The sequence below is a fragment of the Candidatus Acidiferrales bacterium genome, from assembly GCA_035515795.1.
Classification (GTDB): Bacteria; Bacteroidota; Ignavibacteria; order Kryptoniales; family JAKASW01; genus JAKASW01.
The window spans coordinates 142,112-167,635 of sequence record DATJAY010000012.1; the positions used below are offsets into that span (position 1 = coordinate 142,112).

Annotated in this window: 28 protein-coding genes; 16 read left to right on the plus strand and 12 right to left on the minus strand. The window is 47.0% G+C overall.

What is annotated here, in order from left to right:
* Window positions 1-19: 19 nt before the first annotated feature.
* From VLX91_06615 to VLX91_06640, 6 genes are all read left to right on the plus strand, one after another.
* Window positions 20-1,495, plus strand: a complete 1,476-nt coding sequence (locus VLX91_06615) for a sodium:solute symporter (protein HUI29872.1) — start codon at window positions 20-22, stop codon at window positions 1,493-1,495.
* Window positions 1,492-2,691 (plus strand): PQQ-binding-like beta-propeller repeat protein, encoded by a 1,200-nt coding sequence (locus VLX91_06620; protein ID HUI29873.1) that lies wholly within the window; start codon window positions 1,492-1,494, stop codon window positions 2,689-2,691. The genes VLX91_06615 and VLX91_06620 overlap by 4 nt, the downstream gene beginning before the upstream one ends.
* Window positions 2,688-3,611 (plus strand): lysophospholipid acyltransferase family protein, encoded by a 924-nt coding sequence (locus VLX91_06625; protein HUI29874.1) that lies wholly within the window; start codon window positions 2,688-2,690, stop codon window positions 3,609-3,611. Before VLX91_06620 ends, VLX91_06625 begins: the two co-directional genes overlap by 4 nt.
* Complete coding sequence (locus VLX91_06630; GenBank protein ID HUI29875.1) at window positions 3,608-4,642, plus strand: glycosyltransferase family 9 protein; 1,035 nt, start codon at window positions 3,608-3,610, stop codon at window positions 4,640-4,642. The genes VLX91_06625 and VLX91_06630 overlap by 4 nt, the downstream gene beginning before the upstream one ends.
* A 61-nt stretch (window positions 4,643-4,703) precedes the next feature.
* On the plus strand, window positions 4,704-5,318 hold the full coding sequence (locus VLX91_06635; protein HUI29876.1) for an L-threonylcarbamoyladenylate synthase: 615 nt from the start codon (window positions 4,704-4,706) through the stop codon (window positions 5,316-5,318).
* Window positions 5,319-5,764: 446 nt separating this feature from the next.
* The gene (locus VLX91_06640) at window positions 5,765-6,124 is read left to right on the plus strand and encodes a hypothetical protein (protein HUI29877.1); all 360 of its coding nucleotides are present in this window, start codon (window positions 5,765-5,767) and stop codon (window positions 6,122-6,124) included.
* A 102-nt stretch (window positions 6,125-6,226) separates the two neighbouring features.
* Here VLX91_06640 and VLX91_06645 read toward each other — a convergent pair whose 3' ends face one another.
* The 6 genes from VLX91_06645 to VLX91_06670 form a co-directional block, all read right to left on the minus strand.
* Window positions 6,227-7,279 carry a DNA methyltransferase gene (locus VLX91_06645; protein HUI29878.1) on the minus strand — a complete coding sequence of 351 codons (1,053 nt, stop codon included), beginning with the start codon at window positions 7,277-7,279 and terminating at the stop codon, window positions 6,227-6,229.
* Between the two features lie 49 nt (window positions 7,280-7,328).
* Window positions 7,329-7,727 (minus strand): cobalamin B12-binding domain-containing protein, encoded by a 399-nt coding sequence (locus tag VLX91_06650; protein HUI29879.1) that lies wholly within the window; start codon window positions 7,725-7,727, stop codon window positions 7,329-7,331.
* Between the two features lie 20 nt (window positions 7,728-7,747).
* Window positions 7,748-8,752 carry a lysylphosphatidylglycerol synthase transmembrane domain-containing protein gene (locus VLX91_06655; GenBank protein HUI29880.1) on the minus strand — a complete coding sequence of 335 codons (1,005 nt, stop codon included), beginning with the start codon at window positions 8,750-8,752 and terminating at the stop codon, window positions 7,748-7,750.
* Window positions 8,730-9,323: a Maf family protein gene (locus tag VLX91_06660; protein ID HUI29881.1), complete on the minus strand. Its 594-nt coding sequence runs from the start codon at window positions 9,321-9,323 to the stop codon at window positions 8,730-8,732. Before VLX91_06660 ends, VLX91_06655 begins: the two co-directional genes overlap by 23 nt.
* 83 nt (window positions 9,324-9,406) lie before the next feature.
* Window positions 9,407-10,741: a SpoIID/LytB domain-containing protein gene (locus tag VLX91_06665; protein HUI29882.1), complete on the minus strand. Its 1,335-nt coding sequence runs from the start codon at window positions 10,739-10,741 to the stop codon at window positions 9,407-9,409.
* Window positions 10,738-11,166, minus strand: a complete 429-nt coding sequence (locus VLX91_06670; protein ID HUI29883.1) for a hypothetical protein — start codon at window positions 11,164-11,166, stop codon at window positions 10,738-10,740. Before VLX91_06670 ends, VLX91_06665 begins: the two co-directional genes overlap by 4 nt.
* Before the next feature lie 186 nt (window positions 11,167-11,352).
* On the opposite strand from VLX91_06670, the gene VLX91_06675 reads away from it, so the two are divergent.
* Window positions 11,353-12,075, plus strand: coding sequence for a ZIP family metal transporter (locus tag VLX91_06675; GenBank protein ID HUI29884.1), 723 nt, complete (start codon window positions 11,353-11,355; stop codon window positions 12,073-12,075).
* A gap of 63 nt (window positions 12,076-12,138) precedes the next feature.
* Here VLX91_06675 and queC read toward each other — a convergent pair whose 3' ends face one another.
* On the minus strand, window positions 12,139-12,795 hold the full coding sequence (queC, locus tag VLX91_06680) for a 7-cyano-7-deazaguanine synthase QueC (GenBank protein HUI29885.1): 657 nt from the start codon (window positions 12,793-12,795) through the stop codon (window positions 12,139-12,141).
* 140 nt (window positions 12,796-12,935) lie between these two features.
* Between queC and VLX91_06685 the strand changes: the two genes are divergently transcribed.
* Window positions 12,936-14,033 (plus strand): HoxN/HupN/NixA family nickel/cobalt transporter, encoded by a 1,098-nt coding sequence (locus tag VLX91_06685; GenBank protein ID HUI29886.1) that lies wholly within the window; start codon window positions 12,936-12,938, stop codon window positions 14,031-14,033.
* A 41-nt stretch (window positions 14,034-14,074) separates the two neighbouring features.
* Here the strand turns inward: VLX91_06685 and arsB are convergent, their stop codons facing one another.
* From arsB to VLX91_06710, 5 genes are all read right to left on the minus strand, one after another.
* Window positions 14,075-15,121: an ACR3 family arsenite efflux transporter gene (arsB, locus tag VLX91_06690; GenBank protein ID HUI29887.1), complete on the minus strand. Its 1,047-nt coding sequence runs from the start codon at window positions 15,119-15,121 to the stop codon at window positions 14,075-14,077.
* Window positions 15,118-15,567 (minus strand): arsenate reductase ArsC, encoded by a 450-nt coding sequence (locus tag VLX91_06695; GenBank protein ID HUI29888.1) that lies wholly within the window; start codon window positions 15,565-15,567, stop codon window positions 15,118-15,120. The genes arsB and VLX91_06695 overlap by 4 nt, the downstream gene beginning before the upstream one ends.
* Before the next feature lie 13 nt (window positions 15,568-15,580).
* On the minus strand, window positions 15,581-16,306 hold the full coding sequence (gene arsM / locus VLX91_06700; protein ID HUI29889.1) for an arsenite methyltransferase: 726 nt from the start codon (window positions 16,304-16,306) through the stop codon (window positions 15,581-15,583).
* A 61-nt stretch (window positions 16,307-16,367) separates the two neighbouring features.
* Window positions 16,368-16,808 carry an arsenic resistance N-acetyltransferase ArsN2 gene (arsN2, locus tag VLX91_06705; GenBank protein HUI29890.1) on the minus strand — a complete coding sequence of 147 codons (441 nt, stop codon included), beginning with the start codon at window positions 16,806-16,808 and terminating at the stop codon, window positions 16,368-16,370.
* Window positions 16,805-17,161 (minus strand): metalloregulator ArsR/SmtB family transcription factor, encoded by a 357-nt coding sequence (locus tag VLX91_06710; protein ID HUI29891.1) that lies wholly within the window; start codon window positions 17,159-17,161, stop codon window positions 16,805-16,807. Before VLX91_06710 ends, arsN2 begins: the two co-directional genes overlap by 4 nt.
* A gap of 105 nt (window positions 17,162-17,266) precedes the next feature.
* On the opposite strand from VLX91_06710, the gene VLX91_06715 reads away from it, so the two are divergent.
* From VLX91_06715 to hemG, 8 genes are all read left to right on the plus strand, one after another.
* Window positions 17,267-18,214, plus strand: a complete 948-nt coding sequence (locus VLX91_06715) for a VIT1/CCC1 transporter family protein (protein HUI29892.1) — start codon at window positions 17,267-17,269, stop codon at window positions 18,212-18,214.
* 89 nt (window positions 18,215-18,303) lie between these two features.
* On the plus strand, window positions 18,304-19,128 hold the full coding sequence (ccsA, locus tag VLX91_06720) for a cytochrome c biogenesis protein CcsA (protein ID HUI29893.1): 825 nt from the start codon (window positions 18,304-18,306) through the stop codon (window positions 19,126-19,128).
* Window positions 19,129-19,134: 6 nt separating this feature from the next.
* Complete coding sequence (hemA, locus tag VLX91_06725) at window positions 19,135-20,427, plus strand: glutamyl-tRNA reductase (protein ID HUI29894.1); 1,293 nt, start codon at window positions 19,135-19,137, stop codon at window positions 20,425-20,427.
* Entirely contained in the window at window positions 20,408-21,355 is a 948-nt protein-coding gene (hemC, locus tag VLX91_06730; GenBank protein ID HUI29895.1) for a hydroxymethylbilane synthase, read from the plus strand. Before hemA ends, hemC begins: the two co-directional genes overlap by 20 nt.
* A 24-nt stretch (window positions 21,356-21,379) precedes the next feature.
* Entirely contained in the window at window positions 21,380-22,150 is a 771-nt protein-coding gene (locus VLX91_06735) for a uroporphyrinogen-III synthase (GenBank protein ID HUI29896.1), read from the plus strand.
* Window positions 22,137-23,165 carry a uroporphyrinogen decarboxylase gene (hemE, locus tag VLX91_06740; GenBank protein HUI29897.1) on the plus strand — a complete coding sequence of 343 codons (1,029 nt, stop codon included), beginning with the start codon at window positions 22,137-22,139 and terminating at the stop codon, window positions 23,163-23,165. Before VLX91_06735 ends, hemE begins: the two co-directional genes overlap by 14 nt.
* Window positions 23,165-24,166, plus strand: a complete 1,002-nt coding sequence (gene hemH / locus VLX91_06745) for a ferrochelatase (protein HUI29898.1) — start codon at window positions 23,165-23,167, stop codon at window positions 24,164-24,166. Before hemE ends, hemH begins: the two co-directional genes overlap by 1 nt.
* Window positions 24,163-25,524 carry a protoporphyrinogen oxidase gene (gene hemG / locus VLX91_06750; GenBank protein HUI29899.1) on the plus strand — a complete coding sequence of 454 codons (1,362 nt, stop codon included), beginning with the start codon at window positions 24,163-24,165 and terminating at the stop codon, window positions 25,522-25,524. The genes hemH and hemG overlap by 4 nt, the downstream gene beginning before the upstream one ends.

The window sequence follows — 25,524 nt, forward strand, 5'->3', positions numbered from 1 at the left end:
CGCCGGGTTAGGAATCTTCGTGGGTTTTAAGTCCATTGACTATGTAATCGTCTTTGCGTATCTCATCGGCGTCACCATCTTTGGAATATTGACCGGCGGAAAGCAAACCAGCATCAAAGACTATTTTGTGGGAGGGAGGAAAATCCCGTGGCTTGCCGTGTCGTTTGCCATAGTCGCGACGGAAACAAGCGCGATAACGTTCATCTCAATTCCCGGCCTGGCCTATCTGACAAATCTTAATTTCCTTCAGATTACAATCGGATACATCATCGGACGGATTGCTATTGCAGTTCTTTTCCTGCCGTCATATTACAGCGGTGAACTCGTTACCGCTTACGAGTTTTTGAAAAGCCGTTTCGGCGACAGGACCCGCAATTATGCCTCCGTCGTCTTCCTAGTGACGAGGACGCTTGCAACCGGCGTCCGGCTCTTCACTACGGCGATTCCTCTCGCAATCATATTCAGGGCATACGAAATGTTCTCCGGGTACTCCGATTCTTTTGTTTATGCGGTCGCAATCGTCATCATCACTGTTTTTACTTTTGCATATACCTACACCGGTGGAATCAAGGCGGTTATCTGGACAGACATCATTCAGATGTTTGTTTATATCGGGGGTGCCTCTGTGGCGTTGTACATCATGCTGTCCCATCTTCCAAGCGGCTGGGATAGCGCTATGGCGTTGGTGAAGTCGAAATTACAATTTATCAACTGGGGATTCGGCGGCGGCCTGGCCCACTTCTTCACGATCAAGTATACCTTCGTCGCGAGCGTCCTCGGCGGTGCGTTTCTCTCCATGGCCTCACACGGGACAGACCAGCTTATAGTCCAAAGGCTCCTGGCAACGGACTCTTTGAAAAATAGCAGGAAAGCGGTTATAGCAAGCGGCTTCTTCGTAGCAATTCAGTTTCTGTTTTTCTTGATAATTGGAATATCGCTTTACGCTTTTTACAATGCGTATCCGTTCAACGATGGCGACCAGATTTTTCCGAAGTTCATAGTCGAGCAGCTTCCAAGCGGACTGAGCGGAATAATTGTGGCTGGACTCTTCGCGAGCGCGATGGGATCGCTCAGCGGCTCCATAAGCTCGCTGGCATCCTCGACTCTGGTGGATCTTTACAAGCCGTACTTCGGCAAAAGCAATAGCGAAGAAGATGACCTCAGACTCTCCAGACTTTTCAGCCTCATCTGGACCATCATACTCGTCGCAACCGCTTTTATTTTCCTGAGCTCGAACGAATCGGTCATCGAGGTCGCCCTTTCCATTGCATCGGTAACTTACGGAGGACTGCTCGGTACATTTCTTCTCGGTGTATTGTTCAAGAAGCCCCGGCAGATTGACGCCATGGTCGGATTTACAGCGGGTTTGCTGATGCTCCTTTATGTTTTTTTCTTCACGCCGATTGCATGGACCTGGTACACGTTGATCGGCTCCTTAACTACGATTGTCGTAGGATTGTTTTCGTCATTGTTTGGAAGAGTGGAAGCAGTATGATTAGAGAAGCTGCAAAGGCACAGGAACACAAAGGGAAAGTTAAGTCTCCATGGCTTTGTCCTTCTGGAACGAAGTTTATACAACTATTGGCAGTATCCCTTTGCACCTTGTTGGTCATGTCCTGCGCATCTCTCAGGCTCCCCCGTGAGCTGAAGACATCGTCGGCAGGTTGGGCTATGTATGGAAGGGATGCGGTCCACAGCTCGATGACTGAAATGACTTCGACGCGCCTGGAACAAATATGGAACCATAATGTAAACGCCGGCTTTGGGAATTTCTCTCCTATTATCAAAAATGGAATCGTTTATGTCGGGACGCTCAAGGGCGAGATTTACGCACTCGATGTTGTTACCGGGAAAGAATTTGCGTCCAAAACCTTTAACGGAGCTATTTTTTCGGGGCCGGCAATTTCCGACAGCATCATGGTTGTCTGTTCGTCCCAATCGGATAAAAACATCTTTGCCTACGACATTTATTCCGGTAGCATAATTTGGTCGAAGCAGATTGCCGATGTCGAATCGTCTCCAACCATTCTCAAGAGCGAAATTTTTGTTGCGACCGTGAAAGGAGATTTTTATAAATTTGATCTGCAAACCGGCGCAGAAATTTTTCATAAAAATTTTATCGGTCCCATTAGATCATCTCCTGCAGTGGATGACAGCCTTTGCGTTTTCGGCTGCGACGATGGAAATGTTTATGGGATAAGTGCGGTTGATGGAAGGCAAATATGGAAGTATGACGTTCCGCAAGGCGGGATATGGTGTTCTGCATCTATGAACGATTCGTCGGTGTTTATAGGTACAAATGGAGGAAGGCTGCTGGCGCTGGGCAAAGATGGAAAATTGGAATTTGATTTCGCAACCGACAATAAGATCCTTTCGATGCCGATCACCGATGAGAGATGCGTCTATTTCGGCTGTGATGACGGAAATTTCTATGCCCTTAACATTCACAGCGGTGCACTTATCTGGAAGGTCCATATTGATGCTCCAATAACAAGTTCCGCTTCTCAGACGACGAACCAGGTTTTCTTTGGCGGGTTGGATAAAAATCTTTATGTTATAGAAAAGAGCGACGGCAAAGTGGCACAGGAAATAAGTCTGCCGGGACGGGTTCGCACTCAGCCTGCTATCTGGAAAAATCATTTGGTCGTCGGCGCGGAAGACTCGGATGTCTATGGCTTTGAAATCAAATGAATTTCAGTGATTATTTGCAGTTATTGCTCTTAAGAGTTATCGGAGCTTTTCTTCGGCGGTTTTCGTTGAAAAGCGTTCACAAAATGGCCGCGTCGCTTGGAAGTTTTTTTTACCGTCATATTCCGATTCGCGAAAACGTTGCGCTGACTAACTTGAAATTATGTTTCCCTGAAAAGGGAAACGATGAAATAGAATCGATACTTGAAAAATCTTATGTGAACATTACAACGGTGTTCTTTGAGTTCCTCTATTTCCCAGAGTTTACAAAGGACAGTTTGAGAAATGTCGTCGAGTTTCCGGATGAATCGCGGCGCCTGATCGAATCGGCGCTTGAACGAGGACGAGGCCTGATCTTGATGAGCGGGCACTTTTCAAATTGGGAACTCGTCGCTCTTGCGATCGGCGCATTCTCTCCGAAACATTTTTCGGTTGTCGTTCACCCGTTCCACAACAAGTCAGTCGACAAGTTTGCGAACAAATATCGCGAACTTCTCGGCAATTCGACCGTGCCGATGGAAAACTCCGTGCGTGCATCGCTTTCAACTCTTCGAGAAAACGGCATCGTGGCGCTTCTTGCAGATCAAAGTGCAGCAAAGGAGAGCACGCAGGCAAAATTTTTCGGAATCGATGTTCCGACTTTCCAAGGTCCTGCATTATTTGCTCTAAGGACACGCGCGGCCGTACAATTTGGTGTCCTTGTCAGAAAGAATGACGGGACATACCGTCTGCATCTTCATGAGATAGATTACAGTGATCTCCCTGACGACTCGGAGGCAAGCGTTGCGGAGCTGACTCAGCGTCATGTTACTGCGCTCGAAGGATTCATCAGAGAATGTCCGGAAAATTGGCTCTGGTTTCACAAGCGATTCAAACATGTGCAAATTTTCCAGGAAAAACTCCGGGAAATAGAAGAAACGTGAAAAGATTCTTGATAATCAACACTGCCTTTCTAGGAGACGTTATCCTGACATTGCCGCTCGTGCAGGTGTTGAAGCGAGCGATGCCCGGTTCACAGATTGACTTTGTTGTAATTCCGGAAACTTCAGATGTCGTCAGGAGCCATCCCGACATTTCTAATGTCATTGTGTATGACAAACATGGGAAGCAAAGATCGCTTTTATCTTTTCTTCTGTTTCGTAATCAGCTTCGGGCTGCAACCTATGACGTGGTGATTTGTCCGCATAGATCCCTGCGGAGCTGTCTTCTGGCGAGAGGAATGCGGGCAAAAATAAGAATAGGTTTCGATAATTCCGCGATGAAGATGTGCTTCACTAATTTGCTGCCATGGAGATTCGGCGTTCATGAAGTGGACCGGAATCTTTCCCTTCTTGAACCACTTTCGATCATGACCGGTGAACTGCCCGCTATCCAGCACGAACGGCCGAAGATTTTTCTGGCTGAAGAAAATGTCAGGGAGGCGGAGCAGTTCATAACCGAGCACAAAATCGGCGGCCCATTCGCCGTTCTTGCTCCCGGGACTACCTGGCAAACGAAGCGATATCCCGCGGAGATGATGGCGCGGGTGGCGAAAAAATTATCGGAGAAATTTGCGGCGGTCGTTATCATCGGCGGGCGGAGAGACGTGGAGATTCTGGAAAGCTTCCATAAGATGAGCGATAACATTATTTCAGCGATAGGAAAATTTTCAATTATGACATCTGCTGAAATTATCAGACGGTCTTCTCTTATGATTGCAAATGATTCTGCCCCGGTCCATATCGCATCCTCGTTCAATGTCCCGACGGTGGCAATCTTTGGCCCGACAGTAAAAGATTTCGGCTTTTATCCGTACCATAAAAGATCGACGGTCATTGAAGTTAGAGATTTGGGGTGTCGTCCGTGTTCCATCCACGGTGGACCACGATGTCCTATCGGGACTTTCGACTGCATGAAGAAGATTTCGCCGGATGAAATTGTCAGAAAGGCTTTAGAGATCTTGAACAATGGTTAAAGGCGAAATATGAAAAATCAACAAAGAAGGCACTTTTGCCGTATAATCTATTTCCGATGATATGAAAATCGTAAACGCAAATAAAAAACGCTCTGTCACAGAAGCTGCGCAGGCGATCCTGGATGGAGGCGTCATCGTTTATCCTACTGAAACGATATATGGGCTTGGCGCAAATGCTCTCGAGCCGAAAATCGTCGAGCGGGTTTTCACTTTGAAAGAAAGAAATAAATCGAACTCTATTCTTGTTTTGATTCCGGATAAGTCGGCGGTCGAAGAGCTCACGCTGGAGGTTGGCGAGGTCGCTGAAAAATTGATGAGCAAATTTTGGCCTGGTCCGCTGACGCTGGTTTTTAGGGCCGCACCTATCGTCTCCAAAATATTGACGGCAGGATCTGGTAAAATCGGCATACGCCTTTCGAGCGACGAGTTTTGCCGGGAGCTGCTGAATATCTGCAAGATTCCGATAACCTCCACGAGCGCGAATCTGTCGGGCGAGCCCAATCCCAATTCGATAAACATGATAAACAAAAAGGTGTTGGGAGCAGTTGATCTGATCGTTGACGCCGGGACTCTTAGTTCTCAAACTCCGTCAACAGTCGTCGATGTCACCAAAGGGAAAATCGTGCTTGTCAGGGAAGGGGCAATCGAGTACAATAAAATTTTAGAAGCGGTTTGAAGTAAGGCGTGGGTCCACCATTTACTGACGTCAATTGCCTGCGATCTTGCACGATTCCAGACGATACTTGAATTTGTCAGAGCCTGGAGTTGGTTTTTTGTGATTATATCTGTGAGTCCTGACTTCGTAAGGGAATAATGATTTGTGGCAGAGAATGGATGATCAGCAACCTTTCCAATATTTTGAAAATTGATGACCGGTGCGGCAGAGTACATCGGAACTTGCATGTTTTGACCTGCTGCTATCACTCCCTGCCCCGGGACAACATTACGATGTCTCGGTCACGCTGATGCAAATTCAAGTAATACTCATCTCAGCGAAGCATCTCCTGTCGTGAAGATTATCTGCAAATAATCATGTACAATTTGTGCTCGCTTAAGAAGCAAGTGTTTATTAACAGCAGCTTAGGTCAAAATCACCAGGATCTATAAGAAAGGGAATTTGTCGTGGATGACTCATTTGATCGCGATCCAATATGGTTCAGAGTATTTCTCAAAGCAGCCTATGTGCTCTGTTGGGGTGTCGTCGGCTTCTTTGTCGGTATATTCATCTCGGAGAATGGAAACTTTGAGCCTGTCGATAAGAACTCAGGTATCCAAGTCGTAATCTCCACAATATTCTTCGCTTTGTTTGGCGTGGTCGTTCCATGGCACGCTGTCAGGAGATTTGCAGGTTTCGTTAAGGAAAATGAAGATTCAATTCCTGCTGCGGTCAGAATACTGATTCTGGTTCTTGGTGTCGCGATGATGTTTGTGTACAAATGGATGCTGAACCGGATCTCAGGGTTTTGGTCGGTTCATTTTTAACCGCATATTGGCGCACGCCGATTCATGGCTCTGTCATTAGCGAGATATGTCAGTCCTCTCTTCTCGCCAGCCGGGACAGGTCTCCACTGTGATCTTGTCTTATTATTCCGACATTTTCTGAAATGTCAGCATCTCCGTCATCTCGGAAACCAGCGGCTTTCGCTCGAAGTAATTGTATCGCCGCGCTGACCTTTCCGGCAAAAACACTTTTCCTGCAATTTTGTAATTCGCATCGGAATATATCCGTTCCACCTCATAAGGATAATCGGCGACTCCGGTCTCACCGATCTGAGGCGCGACAATTACGGAGACTTTTCCCTTAACCTTTAGAATTCTGTGCGATTCCCTGAACACCGTTTTGAATTTCATCTTGAAATTTGAAAGAGCCACAGTCATCTCTTCATTTCCCGAGTAGAATTCGTCCGGCAAGTTTATGAAGACGTAATCAGCTGAATTAGTATCCGCAGGGATACCTGTCAAGAAAACGTTGTTCTGCTTGATCCGCTCGTCGGATGGCTTTGGATCAAACATTTTATAACTGCGATCGCCAAAATAAGAAATCTTTTCTGCCACATCGCCGAGCGTGCCATCACCGGCAAACGGATCGACGATGGATGCACCGGGATTTGTATAATGATAGATTGCATTTGCGATTACCTGTCCGGCAATTCTCCCTTTGTATCCCTGTTTACCGAAACGCGGATCAGGGACGTCGAAGCTCCACACGTTCGCGGCGCGAAGATCGAACCCGAATTTTGTTCGCCCGGCTTCGCGCTCGCTCAGAGAATCTTCCCTCACTTTCTTCCGAAGCTCGATTATGGTCCACTTATTCTGGATTGCAGCTTTCTCGTATTCCTTCCGCTTCTCGTCGCCGCTCACCTTAGTGGCGAGCTCAAAATAAAAACTCTCAGGTAATTTTCGCTTTTTCAGATCGGGATAATAAGTGAAGTACATCTGGCATTGCTTGAGAAGGATGGGCTGAAACTTGAACCCGGGATAAGACGATAATACCTTGTATAACTCTTCTTCGGACAACTTGTTCGACTTTGCATAAGGCAGAATTTTCTCGACGACGAATTTTCCTACGTCCCAGAAATTATCGACGGAGAGAGAATTTAATCTCTCAGCAAGCTTCTCCAGTGGATCGTTTTTCATTTGGACTCCTAATTAAGTTGGGATTCAGCTATCGGCGAATGGCCGATTTTTAACGATTAGTCTTCCAGCTACGAATGTAGGCCACTATGTCCAAGGTCGAGGTTCCCGGCGTGAACAATTCGCCGACGCCCATTTTTTTCAATGCCGCGATATCCTTGTCGGGAATAATTCCACCCCCGAATAGAAGAACATCGTTAAGTCCTTTTTCTTTCATGAGAGTAAGCACTTTCGGAAATATCGTCATGTGCGCGCCGCTCAGAAGGCTGATGCCGATCGCGTCTACATCTTCTTGAATGGCGGCATCGACGATCATCTCTGGTGTCTGACGCAGTCCCGTGTAAATCACTTCCATCCCTGCATCTCGCAAAGCGGCAGCCACGACTTTTGCGCCGCGGTCATGACCATCGAGCCCTGCCTTAGCGATAAGAACACGAATCTTTCGTTCCATGAGTAGCTCTTGGTTATCAGCTATTGGACGTTAGCCCTGCCATCTTTGACTGCGCTTGCATAGGAATTGTTTTCGAGTTTTTCATTAAGGGCCGCTCCATAATGCTTCAACATGTAAGATAACATACCCACGCCAATTATGACAGCAAACCACAGTGTCGCTGCACGAATAATGAAAGTAGCAGCGACAGCGGAGTTCTTCGGGATTTTTGCAAGGACCAAAAGCCCTGCTAAGGAAGTCTCTGTGGCGCCGAGTCCGCCCGGGAGAAATGATACTGCGCCCACTACAGTCGAGAAAGCGTAGATGAAACTTGCAGACAGGATCTTCAAATGAATATCGAGGCCGTCGAGGACAAATAGAAACCCCAGGCATTCTATGAACCATCCGGCGAGCCCGATCAACGACGAAATAATGAGGGCTTTTCCGCTCAACATGGCATGGGAACTTTCATAGGCGGACTCGATCGGCTTGATCCGTTTTGCGATGAACGAGATCTTCTCGGCCTTCCGGATGATTTTCATTGAAAATGACCGGCTCGCAATAATTCCGATTCCTGCGACGAAGATGAGCGCCACGACTATGATCAGCCTTTTCTCATAGCCGATACTGTATGCTCCAATTATCGAGATTATCAGAAGGTCGAGGAAATCGGTGATCCGTTCTGCGAAAACGATCGGAGCTGATTTGCTTATCGGTACCGCGCGAAGCGATTTCAAAAAGTAAGATTTGACGAGCTCGCCCATCTTACCGGGTGTGACGGACATAGAAAGAGAGGAGATGAATATCCCGAAGCTCTGTGAGCGCGGTACCTTGATTTCGAGAACCCGGAGATAGTATTCCCATCTTGCGAATCTGAAAAGATAGTTGACCGAAGCGCAGGCGGCCGCGAGAGGAATGAATTCATAATTGAAGGCCGAGAACGCAGCTTTCAGCTGGGAGAAGTCGGCGTAAAAAGAAAAAGCGACGCCGATGAGTGCTGCGATCGCGATTGAAATGAAAAGCTTACTGCGGAGTTTTTTCAGCATTTGTAAAATTTTTCAATGCGAGATAAAATTTCGGCAGCGGCAGCCCGACGACATTGTAGAAATCTCCGTTTATTTTTTCCACGAATAGAGCGCTCAGATCGTCCTGGATTCCATAAGCGCCAGCCTTGTCGAACGGCGCGCCTGAACGGACGTATTCGTCAATCTCATCGCTTTCCAGCTTTCGGAATGTTACATCGGTAACTTCACATTGCTGTACCATCTTATATCCCGGGGTCTGAAGCAATGTAAATCCGGTAAAGACCTGATGTGTCCTTCCGCTAAGAAGGTTCAGCATCCTTTCGGCATCTTCGGCATCTTTCGGCTTATTGAGCACCTGACCGCCCAGATAGACGATCGTGTCTGCCGTGGCCACAATGCCTTTCGCGATCTTCGTCGACGCAGCTCTTGCCTTTTTCTCCGAAAGGGTGATGACATATTCGCGGGGATTGTCAACAAAGTGGTTATCCTCATCGACCTCTACGTCAAGGAGCGTGAATTTTATTCCAACCATTTCGAGTATCTGTCTTCGCCTCGGCGACCTCGACGCCAGATAAATATGTGGAAGGTTCATCTTCAGTAATTTTGGATCTTAAGTAATGAATTTTGAATTGCCATATCGAATTTATAATTCAACATCTGGAATTTGAAATCTTCTTAATAGACTTTCTTCACTTCAGTGCCGGGGAAATAATGCGACAGAATTTGCAGATAGTTGTATCCCAGCCGCGACATTCCGATTGCTCCCCACTGGCACATGCCGACGCCATGGCCGATTCCTTCGCCTGTGACAGTGATTTTCCCAAGCCTTCCGCTGCCGTCTTTCGAGACAATAATTCTGAAAAGACTGCTGCTCAATAGTGTGCCATCATTATTTCGCAGAAGATATCTCGTTCTGTCTCCCCGGACATAATAAACGTTCCCGTTCTTCGTTTTGATCCTGAGCGAGTCGACTCGATACGATTCGAAGCGGTCGAGTATTTTTATGTCGGTGATGTCGCTTCTAATAATTCGGTCAACATAAGTCGGATTGGCCACTGCCAGGTTATCTCGTATCATTTTGTTGATCTGGTAATGTGAATAAGTGTTGGTCCAATAAAATTGAGGCGAATAGATGCAATACGGATCACCCGTTGCCGAGTCGATGTCCGAGACGCCCGCCAAATATGGGAGTGCAGGCTGTCCTTGCCATATGTTCTGCACGCTTTCGGTGTGTCCGCCGCACGTCGAATGGAAAAAACATCTTGCGGGCTGACCATCATATTCGACGATCATCCCGGAAGTAAGTTTGATTGCACTGTCGGCAAGCGGCTTGTACTTTTCTATTCCCGAATACACCTGTCCTCTTGTATCCGAATAAACATCGAAGTCTGCCGTATCCTGATTGTCCATCTTATAAAGAGCGAAATTCCTTGCAGCAATCGCCTGTGCCATGCAAGCCTGGAATTCGTCCGGGGTCAGCTTGTTGACGAGCTCGTTCGGAACAACGCCGCGCAAATATGTTTCAACCCGAACAAAATTTATCACGCGAAAAGTGCCGTTGTTCTCCGGTATTATTTCCACTGAGCCCGGGAAGGTTTGGAGATGGAATTTTATTCCGCTCGCAAAATTTGAGGAAACTTCTTCAGGAATTTTTACAGTCGAATCCGTCCGTGTTTTATGAGTGTCTGTTTCCGCCGGTTCCAATTTTATCGGATAAGAAAATTTAATCTCTTGATTGGGAAGCCGGACTATTGGTGTTCCGTCGTGGGAAAATGCGAATGAAATTGAAGCGTCCGTCACGGTGGCAATTTCAATTCCCTGGATGCTCAAAATGAATTTGCCGAGAACGCGAAGCCATGGATTCCATGCATTGTCGGCAAGGTTAATCCTTATGACTGGCTCACCGGATGATAGAGGAACTGGGCGAGATTGGGAAATTGAATTGGCAAGGAATACGGAAATGGATATTAAAAGAAGCCGCAGGTGGCGAGTTCTCTTCGGTAGAATCACCTAAACATTGCTTTGATGCTGCCCCAGGTGCGCTTGGCTACGCCGGAGAGTCCGGGTGAAAAATCGTAAGGCTGCGTTATCGTGGCCGAATATGAAACACTTCCGTCGTTGCCATCAGCCCTCACACGGTAAGCAAAGATGGTCGATGAGGTTGTTTTATAAAGATCTTTGTCGGTGAATTGGTAAGTATTTCCAGCACCTTGTGCAGCGATCGTGCCGTCAAGTTGATAGAATTGCTGCGAGTTGAGCTGGGAAGCCTTCTCGACTGCGAAATCCTTTATGCCATTTTCCTGAGAAGTAACCCAGGTGATTGTAATTCCATCCGTCCCCGACGACGCTCGCGGATAACCATCTGAAAAAGTAACAGAGGAAGTTGGAGAAAATGCAGCCAGCAATGCCGCGAGGGCAACTAGTAAGTATCTCATTGATAAGTAAATTTATCTTTACCCTTTATTTAAGTCAAGTCCGAACAAATGATTGTGTGAAGAAAACACATTTTCGCGGCTCAAATTGGATCGCGGGTTGCAAGCTGAAGTAAATTTCCATAAAAATTTGAACTGATTCAGCATGGGTGTTAGATTTTATCAGAAACACCTAAAAGGAATTACAAAATGACCATTCTCTTTATTGGAATTGCGACTTCTTTGTCTACGCTTTTGGGAGGACTGTTTGCGCTCAGATTTAAGGACAAACTTCACCTAATATTGGGATTCAGCGCCGGCGCGGTAATAGGCGTTGCGTTCTTCGACCTTCTTCCGGAAGCGGCAAATCTGAGAAGCATTTCAAACGATATTTCATGGGTTTCACTTATGGTCGGAGTTGGATTCCTGGTGTATTTGACGCTTGACAGAATGGTGATTCTCCTCTCGCACGGCGATGAGGAACATGGAGTTTTGCAACACCGCGGAACGTTAGGTGCTGCCGGCCTCTCCGTCCACAGCTTTCTCGATGGTGCGATCATCGGTTTTGCATTTCAAGTGTCGCCTGCGGTTGGGGGCATAGTGACAGCCGCCATTCTCACTCACGATTTCTCTGACGGTATCAACACGGTCAGCCTCATCATAAAGGATAATGGCACACGGAAGCGTGCTTCCTGGTGGTTATTTGCAGATGCTGCAGCTCCTCTTCTTGGAATTCTCTTCACTCGTTTCTTCACTCTGCCTAAAGCGGAATTAGGAAGCGTGCTGGCAATCTTCTGCGGATGTTTCATCTATATTGGAGCCAGTGAGCTTCTTCCCGAGAGTTATCATGCCCATCCTAAAATATTGACGACGATCATGACATTGGTTGGGATTTCTCTTCTCTACCTTATCATACAGATTGCAAAAATCTAAAAATGAAGCGTGAATGGTGAAGAACGATTGACAATAAACTCTCAGCCATTCATTTCCCATTTTTCACTTCTGGTAGTTGGTGGGATCCGGGATGCCTGCCAGTTGAAAAGCTTCTTTCCGTTCCACGCACGTTCCGCATTTCCCGCAGTGCGTCTTGCCGCCTTTGTAACATGAATATGTGAGTTCAAATGGGACTCCCAATTCTGTCCCGAGGATGACGATTTCTTTTTTAGACATCTTGATGAATGGGTCATTGATCTCAACCCCTAGGTATGTTCCATAACGTCCGGCTTCAGACATTGCTTTGAGAAAATCCGGACGACAGTCCGGGTAAATGGCGTGATCGCCTGAGTGCGCAGCGTAAAGGACCTTCTTAGCTTCGATCGATTCAGCATAGCCTACTGCGATCGAGAGAATGATCCCGTTCCTGAACGGGACGACCGTGCTTCGCATCGAGGAGTCCTCGTAATGCCCTTCGGGGATTTCGCCGCCGTCTTTCAGCAGACTTGATTTGAAAAATTCATTGACAAATGGGAGCTCAATGGTAGAATGTGGAATCTTAAGGAGGCGCGTGATTTTCTTTGCCGCTGCTTGCTCTTGTTGGTTGTGCTTTGAGCCGTAATCGAACGTGAGGGCGTGGACCTCATGTCTTTTTGCAGCCCAATAAAGGAGAGTCGTTGAATCGAGACCTCCTGAAAATGTAACGACGGCTTTTTCCATTGCGCTTCGATTAAATTTACAAAGATGAGCCTCACTAAGCCACGATAATTGCAAAAATGTGGATTGAATTTTCATCCCAAAATTTCAAACTTGAACTGTAATCAAAAAAAGAGAGAATTTACTCGGGGCAGATGAGATAAATGGTTGAAAATTTTCCTAAATCGGCCGGCGATCTAAGACGCCGATTGTGGGGTGACTCGGGAACTGTCCGGCGAAAAATATTTGTAATATATTTGTTGCTGGGGGCAGTCAATGTGACTGTCTGGGTGATTGCGTTTCTGACGTTTCAAGGATTCCCTCTGCTTATAGGAACATCCGTTATCGCTTACAGTTTCGGATTGAGACACGCGGTGGACGCCGACCATATTGCAGCGATAGACAATGTAACACGGAAGCTCATGCAGGAAGGGAAGCGACCCGCGGGAGTCGGCTTTTTCTTTTCGCTCGGGCACTCAACCATCGTCATTCTGGCATCGGTTGTAATTGCGTTTGCCGCTACCGCGGTTCAGAAAAATTTTCCACAGTTCCGGCAAGTTGGCGGCATCATCGGCACTTCGGTTTCTGCCGGTTTTCTATTCGCGATAGCTATTGCCAACATGTTTGTCCTCCGAGATGTTTATAAGGCTTTTAGGGAAGTGAAGAAGGGCGGGACATACGGCAACCAATCATTGAATGAGTTGTTGAGCCAAAGCGGATTTGTCGGTAGAATCTTTCGTCCGTTCTTGAAGTTGATCCGCCGGAGCTGGCACATGTACCCGCTCGGCTTTCTCTTCGGTCTCGGCTTCGACACGGCAACAGAGATTGGCGTCCTCGGAATTACTGCTGCAGAAGCAACGAAAGGATTACCGGTATGGTCCATCTTAATATTTCCTGCTCTCTTCACCGCGGGAATGTCGCTCATCGACACTACGGATGGTGTTCTTATGCTTGCTGCCTATGGGTGGGCTTACGTCAAACCATTGAGGAAACTGTTCTATAATGTGACGATAACTTTTATATCCGTGCTCGTGGCACTGTTAGTCGGAGGGATCGAAGCGTTCAGCGTCATTGGAGATAAATTCGAACTGAGAGGTTGGTTCTGGGATTTCGTCGGCAAGTTGAGCGGTGATTTTGGGACAATGGGTTATTTCATAATTGGAATATTCGTCGTAAGCTGGATTGTCTCGACGATAATCTACAGGATTCAGAAGTACGATGAAGTGAAGGTAACAGGTGAGAAAGGCGGTTCCGGGTCGTAATATCGAAGAGTCTCTTTAAGGTTTCTTCTTCACGGTCTTAATTATACGGGCCCGGTCACCATGAAATACTTCTTTTGGAATTGAAGTGAAACATTCACAAGACTGATCAGAACAGGTACCTCAACGAGCGGTCCAATCACGGCAGCGAAAGCTTCGCCAGAATTTATTCCAAAGACTGCAATTGCAACGGCTATTGCCAGTTCGAAGTTGTTGCTCGCTGCAGTGAATGATAATGTTGCAGCTTTGCTATAATCCGCACCGGCTTTTTTTGACATCCAAAATGAAACGAAGAACATTATCAGGAAATAGAGCAGGAGCGGAACCGCTATCCTGATTACATCCATCGGTATCTGGACAATTAATCTCCCTTTCAAAGAAAACATGACAAAGATCGTAAATAGCAATGCGACCAGCGTAATCGGGCTAATCTTCGGAATGAACTTATGATAATACCAATCTTTGCCTTTAGATTTCACAAGTAAATATCGAGTTGTGATTCCTGCAAGGAAGGGAATTCCCAGATAAACAATAACGCTTTCAGCGATCTGCACAATTGTCACATCCACTTTGAATGAACTCAAGCCCATCCATTTAGGAACAATTGTCAGGAACACGTAGGCATAAAACGAATAGAACAGAATTTGGAATATCGAATTGAAAGCAACGAGGCCTGCAGCATACTCAGCATTTCCATGTGCAAGATCATTCCAGACAATCACCATGGCAATGCAGCGAGCGAGTCCGATCATTATCAATCCTGCCATGTATTCGGGATAGTCGCGCAAGAAGATTGCCGCAAGGACGAACATTACGAGCGGACCGACCAACCAATTTTGCACCATCGATAGAGAAAGTATTCTGAAATTTCTAAAGACCTTTCCGAGTTCATCGTATCTCACTTTTGCCAATGGGGGGTACATCATCAGCATTAAACCTACAGCGATCGGGATATTTGTCGTACCGCTTTGAAATTTATTCCAGAAACCGATAATTAAAGGGAAAATATATCCAGCAGTGACACCAACCACCATCACAGCAAATATCCACAAAGTCAGGAATCGATCCAGGAAAGCGAGTCGAGATTTCACCTTATACTTTCAGTCCCTTTGGACAACTCTCCGAGCCATTGCCGCACTTGTTTTTCTATTTCGTCTCTGACGGCGCGGGTGCCTGCAAGCTTATCCTCGTGACTTCCGGACAGTGCCGAAGGATCTTTGAAGCTCCAATGCAACGTCTCCTTCACACCGGGGAAGATCGGACATCTCTCGGCGTTTGATTCATCGCAGACCGTAACTACGTACTGGTATTTCCTTCCTTGTTTGAAGAAATCGAAGACGCTCTTTGTTTGATTCGATGAAATGTCAATTCCGACTTCCTTCATCGCATCGACTACGATAGGATTCAACTTTCCAGGTTCGAGGCCTGCACTCTCTGCGATAAATCTGCCGTTGCCGTATTTGTTGAGAAACGCTTCAGCCATTTGGCTTCTCGCACTGTTGTGTACACAGATGAAAAGGACCTTAGTCTCGTTCATGGATATTCATCCTTTATTTAGTTCCTGTAACGGTTATGGAGTAAAGTCCCGCGCCGCCTGAAAGTTGATGCTCGCCTTTCACTTCTGAAGTCACACTGATTTCTTTAAATCCCGCTTTCTCGATGATGGCAAGATAGTCTTTCTTTTCCAGTGCACCACTGACGCATCCGGCCCAAAGAGAAGCATCGCGTCGTTCCTCCTCACTGATCTTGCCATCAGTGACAATGTCAGAGACTGTAAACTTACCGCCGGGTTTGAGAACTCTGTGTATTTCGGAAAATGCTTTTTCCTTGTGGGGCACGAGATTGATGACGCAGTTGCTGATTACCCGATCGACTGTGCCACTATCGACCGGCAGAGATTCAATCTCACCCAGGCGGAAGTCTACATTCGGGATGTTCAGTTTATTCTTGTTTTCATTCGCCTTCTTTATCATCTCTTCGGTCATATCGACGCCGATAACTTTTCCGCTTGCCCCGACATACTTTGCTGCGATGAAGCAGTCGATTCCGGCTCCGGATCCCAGATCGAGCACCGTCATCCCTTCTTTGATGTTTGCGAACGCTGTTGGGGTTCCGCAACCGAGGCCGTAATCCGCATCCGGATTATATCCTTCAATCTGAGAATAATTCACTTCGAGAGTCGACTTGTTTCCGCAGCCGCAAGAATGCCGCGGCGTTTGAACGATGCCGGCGTACCTTTCTTTCACTTCTTCTTTGATTTCAATGTCGGTTTTCATAACAGCTCCTTTTAAAAAATTCCTCTAGTGATTAGATGAAATTTGTTGGTAACTTCATGACCTATTTCAACCGAATCCTCATGCACACCGCCATCTCGGGACAGGCATATGCGAATTCTGAGGATTTCTTCATGCTTTCGTTGTCAATGGTGGAACGGTCCACAACTTCAAAACCTTTCTTCAAAAAGAAATCCTTTGCGGTTTCAGTCAGCAAGGCGACGTTTTGAACTTTTCTTTTTCTAGCTTCGTCAAGCATGAAATCGACGATCTGTGAACCCAAACCCCGACGCTGGATACCAGGCTGAACGGCAACCGAACGAAGAAGGGCATCTGAACCGTAGAACTCGAAGCCGGCAATTCCTGCAATCCGGTTGCTTTCCTCTGCCATATAAAAAGTTGTTGTATCTTTGTCTAGACTTTCGGCGGGGAGTTTGGTTGTTTGAAGGAAAGAACGAATCACTTCCTTGTCATCGCCGACGGATTTTCTGAATTGTAATTTCATGGACTCCTCTTTTTTGTCGAGCAATTGGCATCAGCGCAACCGGATCTCAGTTCGTTGAATAGCTTATCCAAATCATCTGCAAGTTCTTCGATCGCTTCTCCATTGAGGCAATAACACGATGATGGCCCTTCCACGGTTCCTTTTATCAATCCGGCATCCTTCAATTCTTTGAGATGCTGGGAAACGGTCGCCTGCGCGAGAGGCATTATTTCTACAATTTCTCCGCAAATACAGGCGTTTCGTTCCGCAAGTGTGCGAAGTATCGCTACTCTTGCAGGATGAGAGAGAGCCTTTGCCCACCTGGAAAGTCGTATCTCTTTCGTCTTGAATTCTTCGGTTTTTGTTATCGGCATCTGAAATCCTTTATCGTAAAGATACGATAAAGATAATAAGAAGTTTCATGCTTGTCAAGAGGGTGCAATTGGTTTATCGGGCCAAAATTCATAATTTTTATGACCATGGAACTTGAATTAGGAAAGCAGCTCGTTCTCGACGAACTTTTCGATCTTACTCTTTACAAGCGGCTGCGCAATACCGCTTCGGAAGATATGAAACCGATGTTCGACGAGCTCATTCCGACGGAAAGCAAACATTTCGCTTTCTGGCAGGATTTCTTTTCGACAAAGATCGAGAAGCTCAATTTCAGGAGACGACTGAAACTCGAAGCTCTCGTTTTCGTTACCAGGATATTGGGAAATCTCGGTGTGCATCTTGTCCTCGAAGCGATCGAGGTTTACGGCGTGAGAAAGTATATCAATGTCTGGAATCTGTACAAGGGGACACCGATGGGGGATGCGGTACACAAAATCTTAGAGGACGAGTTCAAACACGAAGACGAAATTGTAACCTCGTCGATTGAAAGAAGGATCCATCCCGAGCGTGTGAGGGATATTTTTCTGGGACTAAACGACGGGCTCGTTGAAATACTGGGTGCAGTTTCAGGTTTTTTCGCCGCTCTTTCGAATATTTCTGCCGTGATGGCTGCAAGCTTTGCGGTAGCAGTCGCCGGAGCAATCTCAATGGCGGCAGGTGCGTTCGGTGCGGTGAATTCCGAAAAGGAAGTTGAGATGATCGAATCGGCAAAAAAGGAATTTCTTAAAGAAGACGGGGAAGCAGACGCCGGTAATTCATCGAACGCATTTGAGTCGGCCGTCATAGTCGGCATTTCCTATTTCTTCGGTGCACTTGTCCCGATGCTTCCGATTATTCTAGGTGCGCGAAATATTTTCTGGCCGCTCGGGATCGCAATGGTGGTCATGGTCTTTATTTCAACCGTGATTGCTTTTCTATCCGGAATGAAAATGTCGAAGAGAATTGTCACTAATCTTGTGATACTTCTGATCGCTGTCGGGGTTACTTATGTCGTCGGCATTCTTGTAAGATCGATTTTCGGGATGAATATTTAGGCGGGCACGATCTCATCGGAGCTTTTGTTAAAGAGCCCGGACAGGGATCGCCTTGTGTTCGAGTTTCACCTTATCTAACTTAAACGGCCATGCTGCAATATTTTGTTGATTTTCTCAAGATTTCGCTGCCGATTCTTTATCTTTTCACCATTTTTCTCTACGGGCTGGCATTTTTCCTGGATGAGCAGTTCGGCATTCGAAACAGGACAAGATTTCTCATCGGAACTCTTGTCGTCCATTTTATATATATAATTGGCCACACACTCCTCACGGAACATCCGCCGGTCACTTCGGTTTTCGAAATCATGACGGTCGTCTCGTTTACCATAGGAGTAGCCTATGTCTATATAGAAACGAGGTCGCGGGTCAAAGACACGGGAATGTTTATACTTGCACTCGCGTTTTTATTTGAAGTTGTGTCGGCGGCATTCATGAGAGATTATGTTCAATTGAAACCGGTTCTGAAATCGAGTGTCCTCGGTTTGCACGTTGCCAGCGCGATGTTAGGTTACAGCGCGCTCGCAATTTCTGCAGTCTACGGCGGATTATATCTGATGATGTACCATGAAATCAGGTCGAGTAAGTTTGGAATCATTTACAGGAAACTTCCGGACCTGCAGACACTCGAGAAACTCAGTTACAGGTCGATATTTTTGGGATTCATTTTTCTTTCAATCGTCATCTTGATAGGGTACGTCTGGCTGCCGAAGACGATCGATGATTTTTCTTATTCCGACCCGAAATTGGTCATCACAGATTTTGTCTGGATAATTTATTTTGCCGCACTTCTCTTTCGCAGGGTGATGCGGTGGACCGGTCGCACGGTCATGATCGTGTCGATGGTGGGATTTGTGCTGACAGTCGCATCGCTGGTTGTGGTCAACGTGATGCATAGTTTTCACAATTTTAGATAGAAAATAATGTTGAAATTAACTGCGGTTTCGATAAACCATCGAACCGCAAATGTGGAAGCACGAGAAAAAATATTCTATTCTCCGGAAGAAATAAGGGGAATCTCTGAAGAAATAAAATCCGTATCCCGCGAGTCGCTCATTGTCTCGACGTGCAATCGTACAGAGCTCTATCTTCTTCCTTCTGCTGAACCTCAAACTCACGTCGACCTGTACAGGTTCGTGCGGGCAGGGAAAAGACTTGGTGATGATGAGGTTCGAGCCGATTACGAAACATTCGAGGGATTCGAAGCGATACGACATCTTTTCTCCGTCGCCAGCGGGATCGATTCACTTATGTTGGGTGACATCCAGATCCTGGGTCAAGTAAAAGAAGCGTATAACACCGGGGTCGAACTAGGCATGGTCGGGACGATCATGCACCATGCGGCTCAAGCGGCGCTCAAGGCCGGGAAGCGAGCGAAGTCGGAAACGAAAGTTTCGGAGGGAGCGATTTCCGTAAGCTACGCGGCTGTCGAACTAGCCGAGAAAATATTTGGGAATTTAAAAGGCAGGACCGCGATGTTGATCGGTGCAGGCGAGACAGCCGAGCTTGCGGCAAAAGACCTGAAGCCGAAGGATATCGGAAAACTCTACATCGCAAACCGTACTATCGAACGTGCCAAGAATCTTACCGAGGAGATCGGTATTGGTGAGGCAATTCCCCTGGATGCCATTACACAAGAATTGGCCGAATGTGATATTGTCATTTCGAGTGTCGGAGGTTCGGAATATATAATGACACGCGAGATGGTCGCAGCAGCCATGAAAGGACGTGAAGACGATCCGCTTCTCGTGATCGATATCGGCGTGCCCCGCAACGTCGATCCGGCGGCAAGAAAAATCTCCAATGTTTTCCTGAACGACATAGATTCCCTCAATCTCATCGTCGAGAAGAATATGGAGATGCGTCGCTCGGAGATCCCCGCTGTGAGGAGAATCGTAGACGAGGAACTAAACGATTTCATAAAGTGGTACAATTCTCTCGAAGTCGGCCCGACAATAAAGAGACTTCGCGATAAGATTGAGCAGATCAGGATTGAGGAAATCAAGCGTTACAAGAACAAGATGACGGGACAGGAAGCCGAAATTGTAGAAGAAATAACCCGTTCCCTTGTGAATAAAATTCTGCATGAACCATTCACGAATTTGAAAAATGCGGAGAACGGGATTTCGCTCGTCGACCGCGTGAAACTGATTAAGACTTTGTTCGGACTCGCTGAAGAAGCCCACAAGGATGAAAATGAAAACAGTTCATCCTGAGCAGAGCCGAAGCATCAAAATCGGTACCCGCGGCAGTCAGCTCGCGCTTTATCAGGCAAATCTCGTCGCGGAGTTTTTGCGTAAGAGTCATCCGCAGACTGAGATTGAAATTGTTACGATCAAGACAACGGGAGACAAAATTCTCGATTCACCGCTGTCGAAGATCGGGGATAAAGGACTTTTCACGAGAGAGATCGAGAAGGCGATTCTCGATAGCGAGATAGATTGTGCCGTACATAGTTTGAAAGATCTGCCGACGCAGTTGCCAGATGGCCTGAGGATGATTGCCTTCGGTGAACGCGAGGATGTCCGCGATGCACTCATTGCCCAGGACGGCATGAAGCTTCTCGAGCTTCCCAAAGGTTCGACGGTAGCTACGGGAAGCTTGAGACGCCGTTCGCAGCTTCTTCATTTGAGAAGCGACCTGAATCTTGTCGACATCCGCGGAAATCTGAACACCCGTCTCCGCAAGCTTGAGAGCGAAGGATTTGCAGGGATGTTCCTTGCATACGCGGGCGTCAAGAGACTTGGAATGACGGACAAGGTGACGGAGATTCTTGAACCTGAAATGTTCCTTCCTGCAGTCGGGCAGGGGATTATCGCCGTCGAAGCACGCGAGGATAATGAACATGTTCATGATTTCCTTTCCGCCTTCAACGACGCGAACTCCGAATTGTCCGCGGTAGCAGAGCGGGCATTCCTTCGACGTCTTGAGGGGGGCTGTCAGGTGCCGATTGGAGTATACACCTCCTTCGGGGAGAACAAATTGACCGGTATGGTTGCATCGCTCGACGGTGAAAATTTAATTAAAGATCACGTCGGGTTTGACAAAAATCAGCCCGAAAAATGTGGAGTGGATCTCGCCGAAAGATTGATTTCTCTAGGCGCGGACAAAATATTGGATGAAATAAGAGCGTCGTCAAACTAATCGCGGAGAAATAATTTATTTGATATGGTGAAGCCGGAAGAATTGCCGCTTTTGAACAAACGGATCGTGGTAACGCGCGCCGAGGATCAGTCCGAAGAGATCGTTGGGATGCTGAAGAAGGCAGGTGCAACAGTTATTCAAGTTCCGACGATAAAAATTGTCCCGGCTGATTTGTCCTCCGAGGATCAGTCATTCATTTCGTCGTTCTGCGAATATGATGCTATAATATTTCCCTCTGCGAACGCAGTGAGAAGTTTCTTTGCCAAAGTCAATCACAACCCGAGCTCGAAAGTCAAGCCGCACATCATCACGATCGGCAAAAAAACTGGCGAAGCAGTCAAAGAGTTTGGCATCACTCCCGACTTTATCCCGGGCAAATTTACGTCGCAAGATTTGATGAAGTCTCTGGCATATTTTAAATGGAAAGCAAAGAGGGTTTTGATACCTGTCGGAAATTTGTCCAACAATGAGCTTGCTGATTTCATGAGGTCCAACGGCGCCTTCGTGGATCAAGTGGTCGTATATAATACTCTGCCAAACAATTCAATTGAGGATAAGATAAAATCCGAGATTGGATCAGGGCAATTCGACCTGGTGGTCTTCTACAGCCCGTCGCAAGCAAAAAATTTTATCGACATATTCGGCATCGACATCTTGAAGAAAAAGCAAATCGCAACTATAGGTCCGACGACGAGAAAAGCTGTGGAGCACTACGGCCTCGAAGTCGCAATTATGCCTGATAATTCAACCACTGAAAACCTGGTCGCCAGCTTGTTAGAATATGAAAAAACTTGATAACGATTTAATCCTGAGAGTCCTTCGCGGCGAGCCGGTCGAACGAACTCCGATCTGGATCATGCGTCAGGCCGGCAGGTATTTACCGGAATATATGAGGGTTCGAGCGCACCATGATTTTCTAACCCTGTGCAAAACGCCTGAGCTTTCCGCGGAAGTGACGATTCAGCCTGTCGATATCATAGGCGTTGATGCTGCAATAATCTTCTCGGATATCCTTTTGCTTCCGGAGGCGATGGGAATGAATCTTATCGTCGAAGAGGGAAAGGGCGGGCCGCGATTCACGAACCCTATCAAAAGCAGGAATGAAATCTCAACGATTCACGATGTGGACTGTGTGAGCCAGATGAAGTTCCTTGCAGATGCAATCCAGATAACGGTTGCACGGCTTAACGGCAGAGTTCCACTCATCGGTTTCTGCGGTTCGCCCTGGACAATGCTTGCATACATGGTTGAAGGAAGAGGTGGAGAATTCGTTCACGCGCGGGCGATGCTTTACGACGACCCTTCGACGGCTCACCAGCTTCTTGAAATACTGACGAGGAATTGCATCTCATATTTGAGAATGCAGGTCGAAGCCGGTGCAAACCTGGCTCAAATCTTCGATACGTGGGCAGGAATATTGACGCCGCCGCTCTATGAGGAGTTCTCGCTTCGTTATATTCGCGAGATTGTCGATGTACTCCGGAAAGAAATTCCCATTATCGTATTTTCAAAAGGAGCAAATCTGTCTCTCGAAAAAATCGGTGCGATGGAAGCGTCGGCCGTCGGTGTCGACTGGACGATACCTATAAACGAAGCAGGAAGGAAGATCAGAGGAGTCATTCAAGGAAATCTCGACCCTGCTGTTCTGTTTTCAAGTCCTGAAGTCATTGCGACTGAGGCTGAGAAAATACTGCGAAGCGTACCCAAAGCGAAGCATATTTTTAATCTCGGCCATGGAATATTGCCGAGCACCCCGATGGACAATGTCAAGAGTCTTGTCGACTTTGTGAAATCTTGGAGAGTCGATTGATGGCAGAAAGAGTCGGTGTAGTTTTGTTCAATCTCGGTGGGCCGCTTTCCCTGGATGATGTCGAAGAATTTCTTTTCAACCTCTTCATGGATCCGTACATAATTGAGATACCTCTGAGAGGTTTCTTGCGAAGAGGATTGGTCCGGTTTATCGCGAAAAGGCGTGCAGAAAAGACCGCTTATTATTATAAAATCATGGGAGGAAAATCTCCGCAGTATGAATTGACCATGAAGCAGGCCGCCGCACTCGAAAGGGTGCTGGGCGAGAAACTTAATGCGAAAGTGTATGTAGGGATGAGATATTTCAAACCGACAATCAGGGAGACTTATGAAGCGCTCTTGAAGGACGATATCGAGAATGTAATTTTGCTCCCTCTTTATCCACATTATTCACGCACGACGACTCTGTCGAGTTTTGCTGAATGGAATAAGGCCGCGAAGAATCTGAAGGGAAGAATGAAAGTTCTTCAGATTGAAAGCTATCACGATTATCCTCTTTATATCGATGCCGTAGCTGATCGGATCAGCGAGGGTCTTTCAAGATTTCTGGGCGGCGTTCGGAAAACCGTGTATATTCTGTTCAGTGCCCATGGTGTTCCTGAAAGAATCATAAGACGGGGTGATCCGTATCAGCGCCAGATAATTGAGACTGTCGATCTCGTTTCAACAAAATTTCCGAATCCGCATTCTCTAGCTTATCAAAGCCGTGTCGGACCTATCAAGTGGCTCGGACCTCCGACTCTCGACGAAATAAAAAGACTAGCAGCGAATGAAGTCAAGAATTTATTGGTTGTCCCGATAAGTTTTGTCAGCGAGCACTCAGAGACTCTATATGAGGTGAACCATCTTTTCCGGAACGAGGCGAGGCAAGCAGGCATTGACCACTTTGAAATGATGCCTGCACTCAACGACTCCCCGAAATTCATCGAAGCTTTGTCTCGGCTTGTGGTCAACAGGGCTGGAGAATTCAACCTTCGAGAACAGAGCGTTCAGCGAAAATGAAAGTTGCAGTCGTCGGAGCGGGAATTTCGGGACTCTCTACGGCCCATTTCCTGAGAAAGGGTGGAGCCGACGTGGTGATGTTGGAAAAAAATAACTATCCGGGCGGCACAATAGGATCGAGAGTCGTGGACGGCTACTTGGTTGAAAACGGACCAAATAGCACATCCGAGACAAATCTCATCATCGACGAATTGCTGAATGATCTGGGCATCCAAGATGAAAAAGTTTATGCGGATGAAAATGCCAGATATCGCTTCATCCTGCGCAATGGAAGGCTTCATGCGCTTCCTTCAGGAATCGGCTCATTCATCACGACCAAATTGTGGACTGTCGGTGGGAAGGTCAGGCTCTTCGGCGAACCGTTTGTCGGGCGTGCGAACCATGAAGAGTCTATAGCGGATTTTGTGACCCGACGTCTGGGCGCGGAGTTCCTCGACTATGCCATCAACCCGTTCGTGGCGGGAGTTTATGCCGGCAATCCATCGGAGCTGAGTGTGCGGGCGGCGTTTCCCAAATTGTACGCTCTCGAAGAAAAGTACGGCGGCTTGCTTAAAGGAACTATCAAAGGCGCGGGGGAAAGAAGAAGACGCTCCGAGAAAGCAAAAGTGTCGGCGAAACTCTTCGCATTCAAAAGCGGAATGGGGATTTTGCCGACGACGATTGCACGTAAATTTGAGGGCGCGGTCTGTTATAACACGTCGGTGGTAGAAGCGAAATCGGAAGGCAGAAAATTCATCATACGTTTTTCGGCAGATGGGAAGACGGATTCGGGAAATTTTGATTCGGTGGTGCTTTCCACGCCTTCGTTCGCTGCTGCCGAGATTGTGAAATCATGGCTGCCTGCCCTATCGGGTGAGCTGGCTAAAATAAAATATCCGCCGGTTGCAGTCGCGGTTCTTGGCTATGGAAAGGAACAGGTAAAAACTGATTTGCGCGGATTCGGTTTTCTTGTCCCTGAAATTGAGAATAGAAAGATTCTCGGAACAATCTGGAGCTCGAGCATTTTTCCAAACCGTGCACCGGACGGCTTCGTCGAGTTCACAACGTTTGTCGGTGGATCTCGCCAGCCGAAAGTGATAAGATCATCGCCGGAAGAAATCGCGAAGATCGCTCATGAGGAAAATTCCGCATTGATGAAAATCGAAGGCATGCCGGCATTTCAGTCGGTTTCTAAATGGGAGAAAGCCATTCCGCAATACAATATCGGCCACCTTTCTATCATGGATGCCGTAAGCCATGTTGAAAGCCTCCATAAAGGATTTTATATTTGCAGTAATTATAGGGACGGCATTTCGGTGGCCGACTGTATCGCAAATGGAAAGAAGACAGCCGAAGCAATTTTGGCAGGAGTGAAATGA

Excerpts from the sequence above, each read along its gene's own strand:
- VLX91_06620 (HUI29873.1), top strand. The coding sequence starts at position 1,492 with ATGATTAGAGAAGCTGCAAAGGCACAGGAACACAAAGGGAAAGTTAAG.
- VLX91_06625 (HUI29874.1), top strand. The coding sequence starts at position 2,688 with ATGAATTTCAGTGATTATTTGCAGTTATTGCTCTTAAGAGTTATCGGA.
- VLX91_06635 (HUI29876.1), top strand. The coding sequence starts at position 4,704 with ATGAAAATCGTAAACGCAAATAAAAAACGCTCTGTCACAGAAGCTGCG.
- VLX91_06645 (HUI29878.1), bottom strand. The coding sequence starts at position 7,279 with ATGAAAAACGATCCACTGGAGAAGCTTGCTGAGAGATTAAATTCTCTC.
- VLX91_06650 (HUI29879.1), bottom strand. The coding sequence starts at position 7,727 with ATGGAACGAAAGATTCGTGTTCTTATCGCTAAGGCAGGGCTCGATGGT.
- VLX91_06655 (HUI29880.1), bottom strand. The coding sequence starts at position 8,752 with ATGCTGAAAAAACTCCGCAGTAAGCTTTTCATTTCAATCGCGATCGCA.
- VLX91_06660 (HUI29881.1), bottom strand. The coding sequence starts at position 9,323 with ATGAACCTTCCACATATTTATCTGGCGTCGAGGTCGCCGAGGCGAAGA.
- VLX91_06670 (HUI29883.1), bottom strand. The coding sequence starts at position 11,166 with ATGAGATACTTACTAGTTGCCCTCGCGGCATTGCTGGCTGCATTTTCT.
- VLX91_06675 (HUI29884.1), top strand. The coding sequence starts at position 11,353 with ATGACCATTCTCTTTATTGGAATTGCGACTTCTTTGTCTACGCTTTTG.
- queC (HUI29885.1), bottom strand. The coding sequence starts at position 12,795 with ATGGAAAAAGCCGTCGTTACATTTTCAGGAGGTCTCGATTCAACGACT.
- VLX91_06685 (HUI29886.1), top strand. The coding sequence starts at position 12,936 with ATGGTTGAAAATTTTCCTAAATCGGCCGGCGATCTAAGACGCCGATTG.
- VLX91_06695 (HUI29888.1), bottom strand. The coding sequence starts at position 15,567 with ATGAACGAGACTAAGGTCCTTTTCATCTGTGTACACAACAGTGCGAGA.
- arsM (HUI29889.1), bottom strand. The coding sequence starts at position 16,306 with ATGAAAACCGACATTGAAATCAAAGAAGAAGTGAAAGAAAGGTACGCC.
- arsN2 (HUI29890.1), bottom strand. The coding sequence starts at position 16,808 with ATGAAATTACAATTCAGAAAATCCGTCGGCGATGACAAGGAAGTGATT.
- VLX91_06710 (HUI29891.1), bottom strand. The coding sequence starts at position 17,161 with ATGCCGATAACAAAAACCGAAGAATTCAAGACGAAAGAGATACGACTT.
- VLX91_06715 (HUI29892.1), top strand. The coding sequence starts at position 17,267 with ATGGAACTTGAATTAGGAAAGCAGCTCGTTCTCGACGAACTTTTCGAT.
- ccsA (HUI29893.1), top strand. The coding sequence starts at position 18,304 with ATGCTGCAATATTTTGTTGATTTTCTCAAGATTTCGCTGCCGATTCTT.
- hemA (HUI29894.1), top strand. The coding sequence starts at position 19,135 with ATGTTGAAATTAACTGCGGTTTCGATAAACCATCGAACCGCAAATGTG.
- hemC (HUI29895.1), top strand. The coding sequence starts at position 20,408 with ATGAAAACAGTTCATCCTGAGCAGAGCCGAAGCATCAAAATCGGTACC.
- VLX91_06735 (HUI29896.1), top strand. The coding sequence starts at position 21,380 with ATGGTGAAGCCGGAAGAATTGCCGCTTTTGAACAAACGGATCGTGGTA.
- hemE (HUI29897.1), top strand. The coding sequence starts at position 22,137 with ATGAAAAAACTTGATAACGATTTAATCCTGAGAGTCCTTCGCGGCGAG.
- hemH (HUI29898.1), top strand. The coding sequence starts at position 23,165 with ATGGCAGAAAGAGTCGGTGTAGTTTTGTTCAATCTCGGTGGGCCGCTT.
- hemG (HUI29899.1), top strand. The coding sequence starts at position 24,163 with ATGAAAGTTGCAGTCGTCGGAGCGGGAATTTCGGGACTCTCTACGGCC.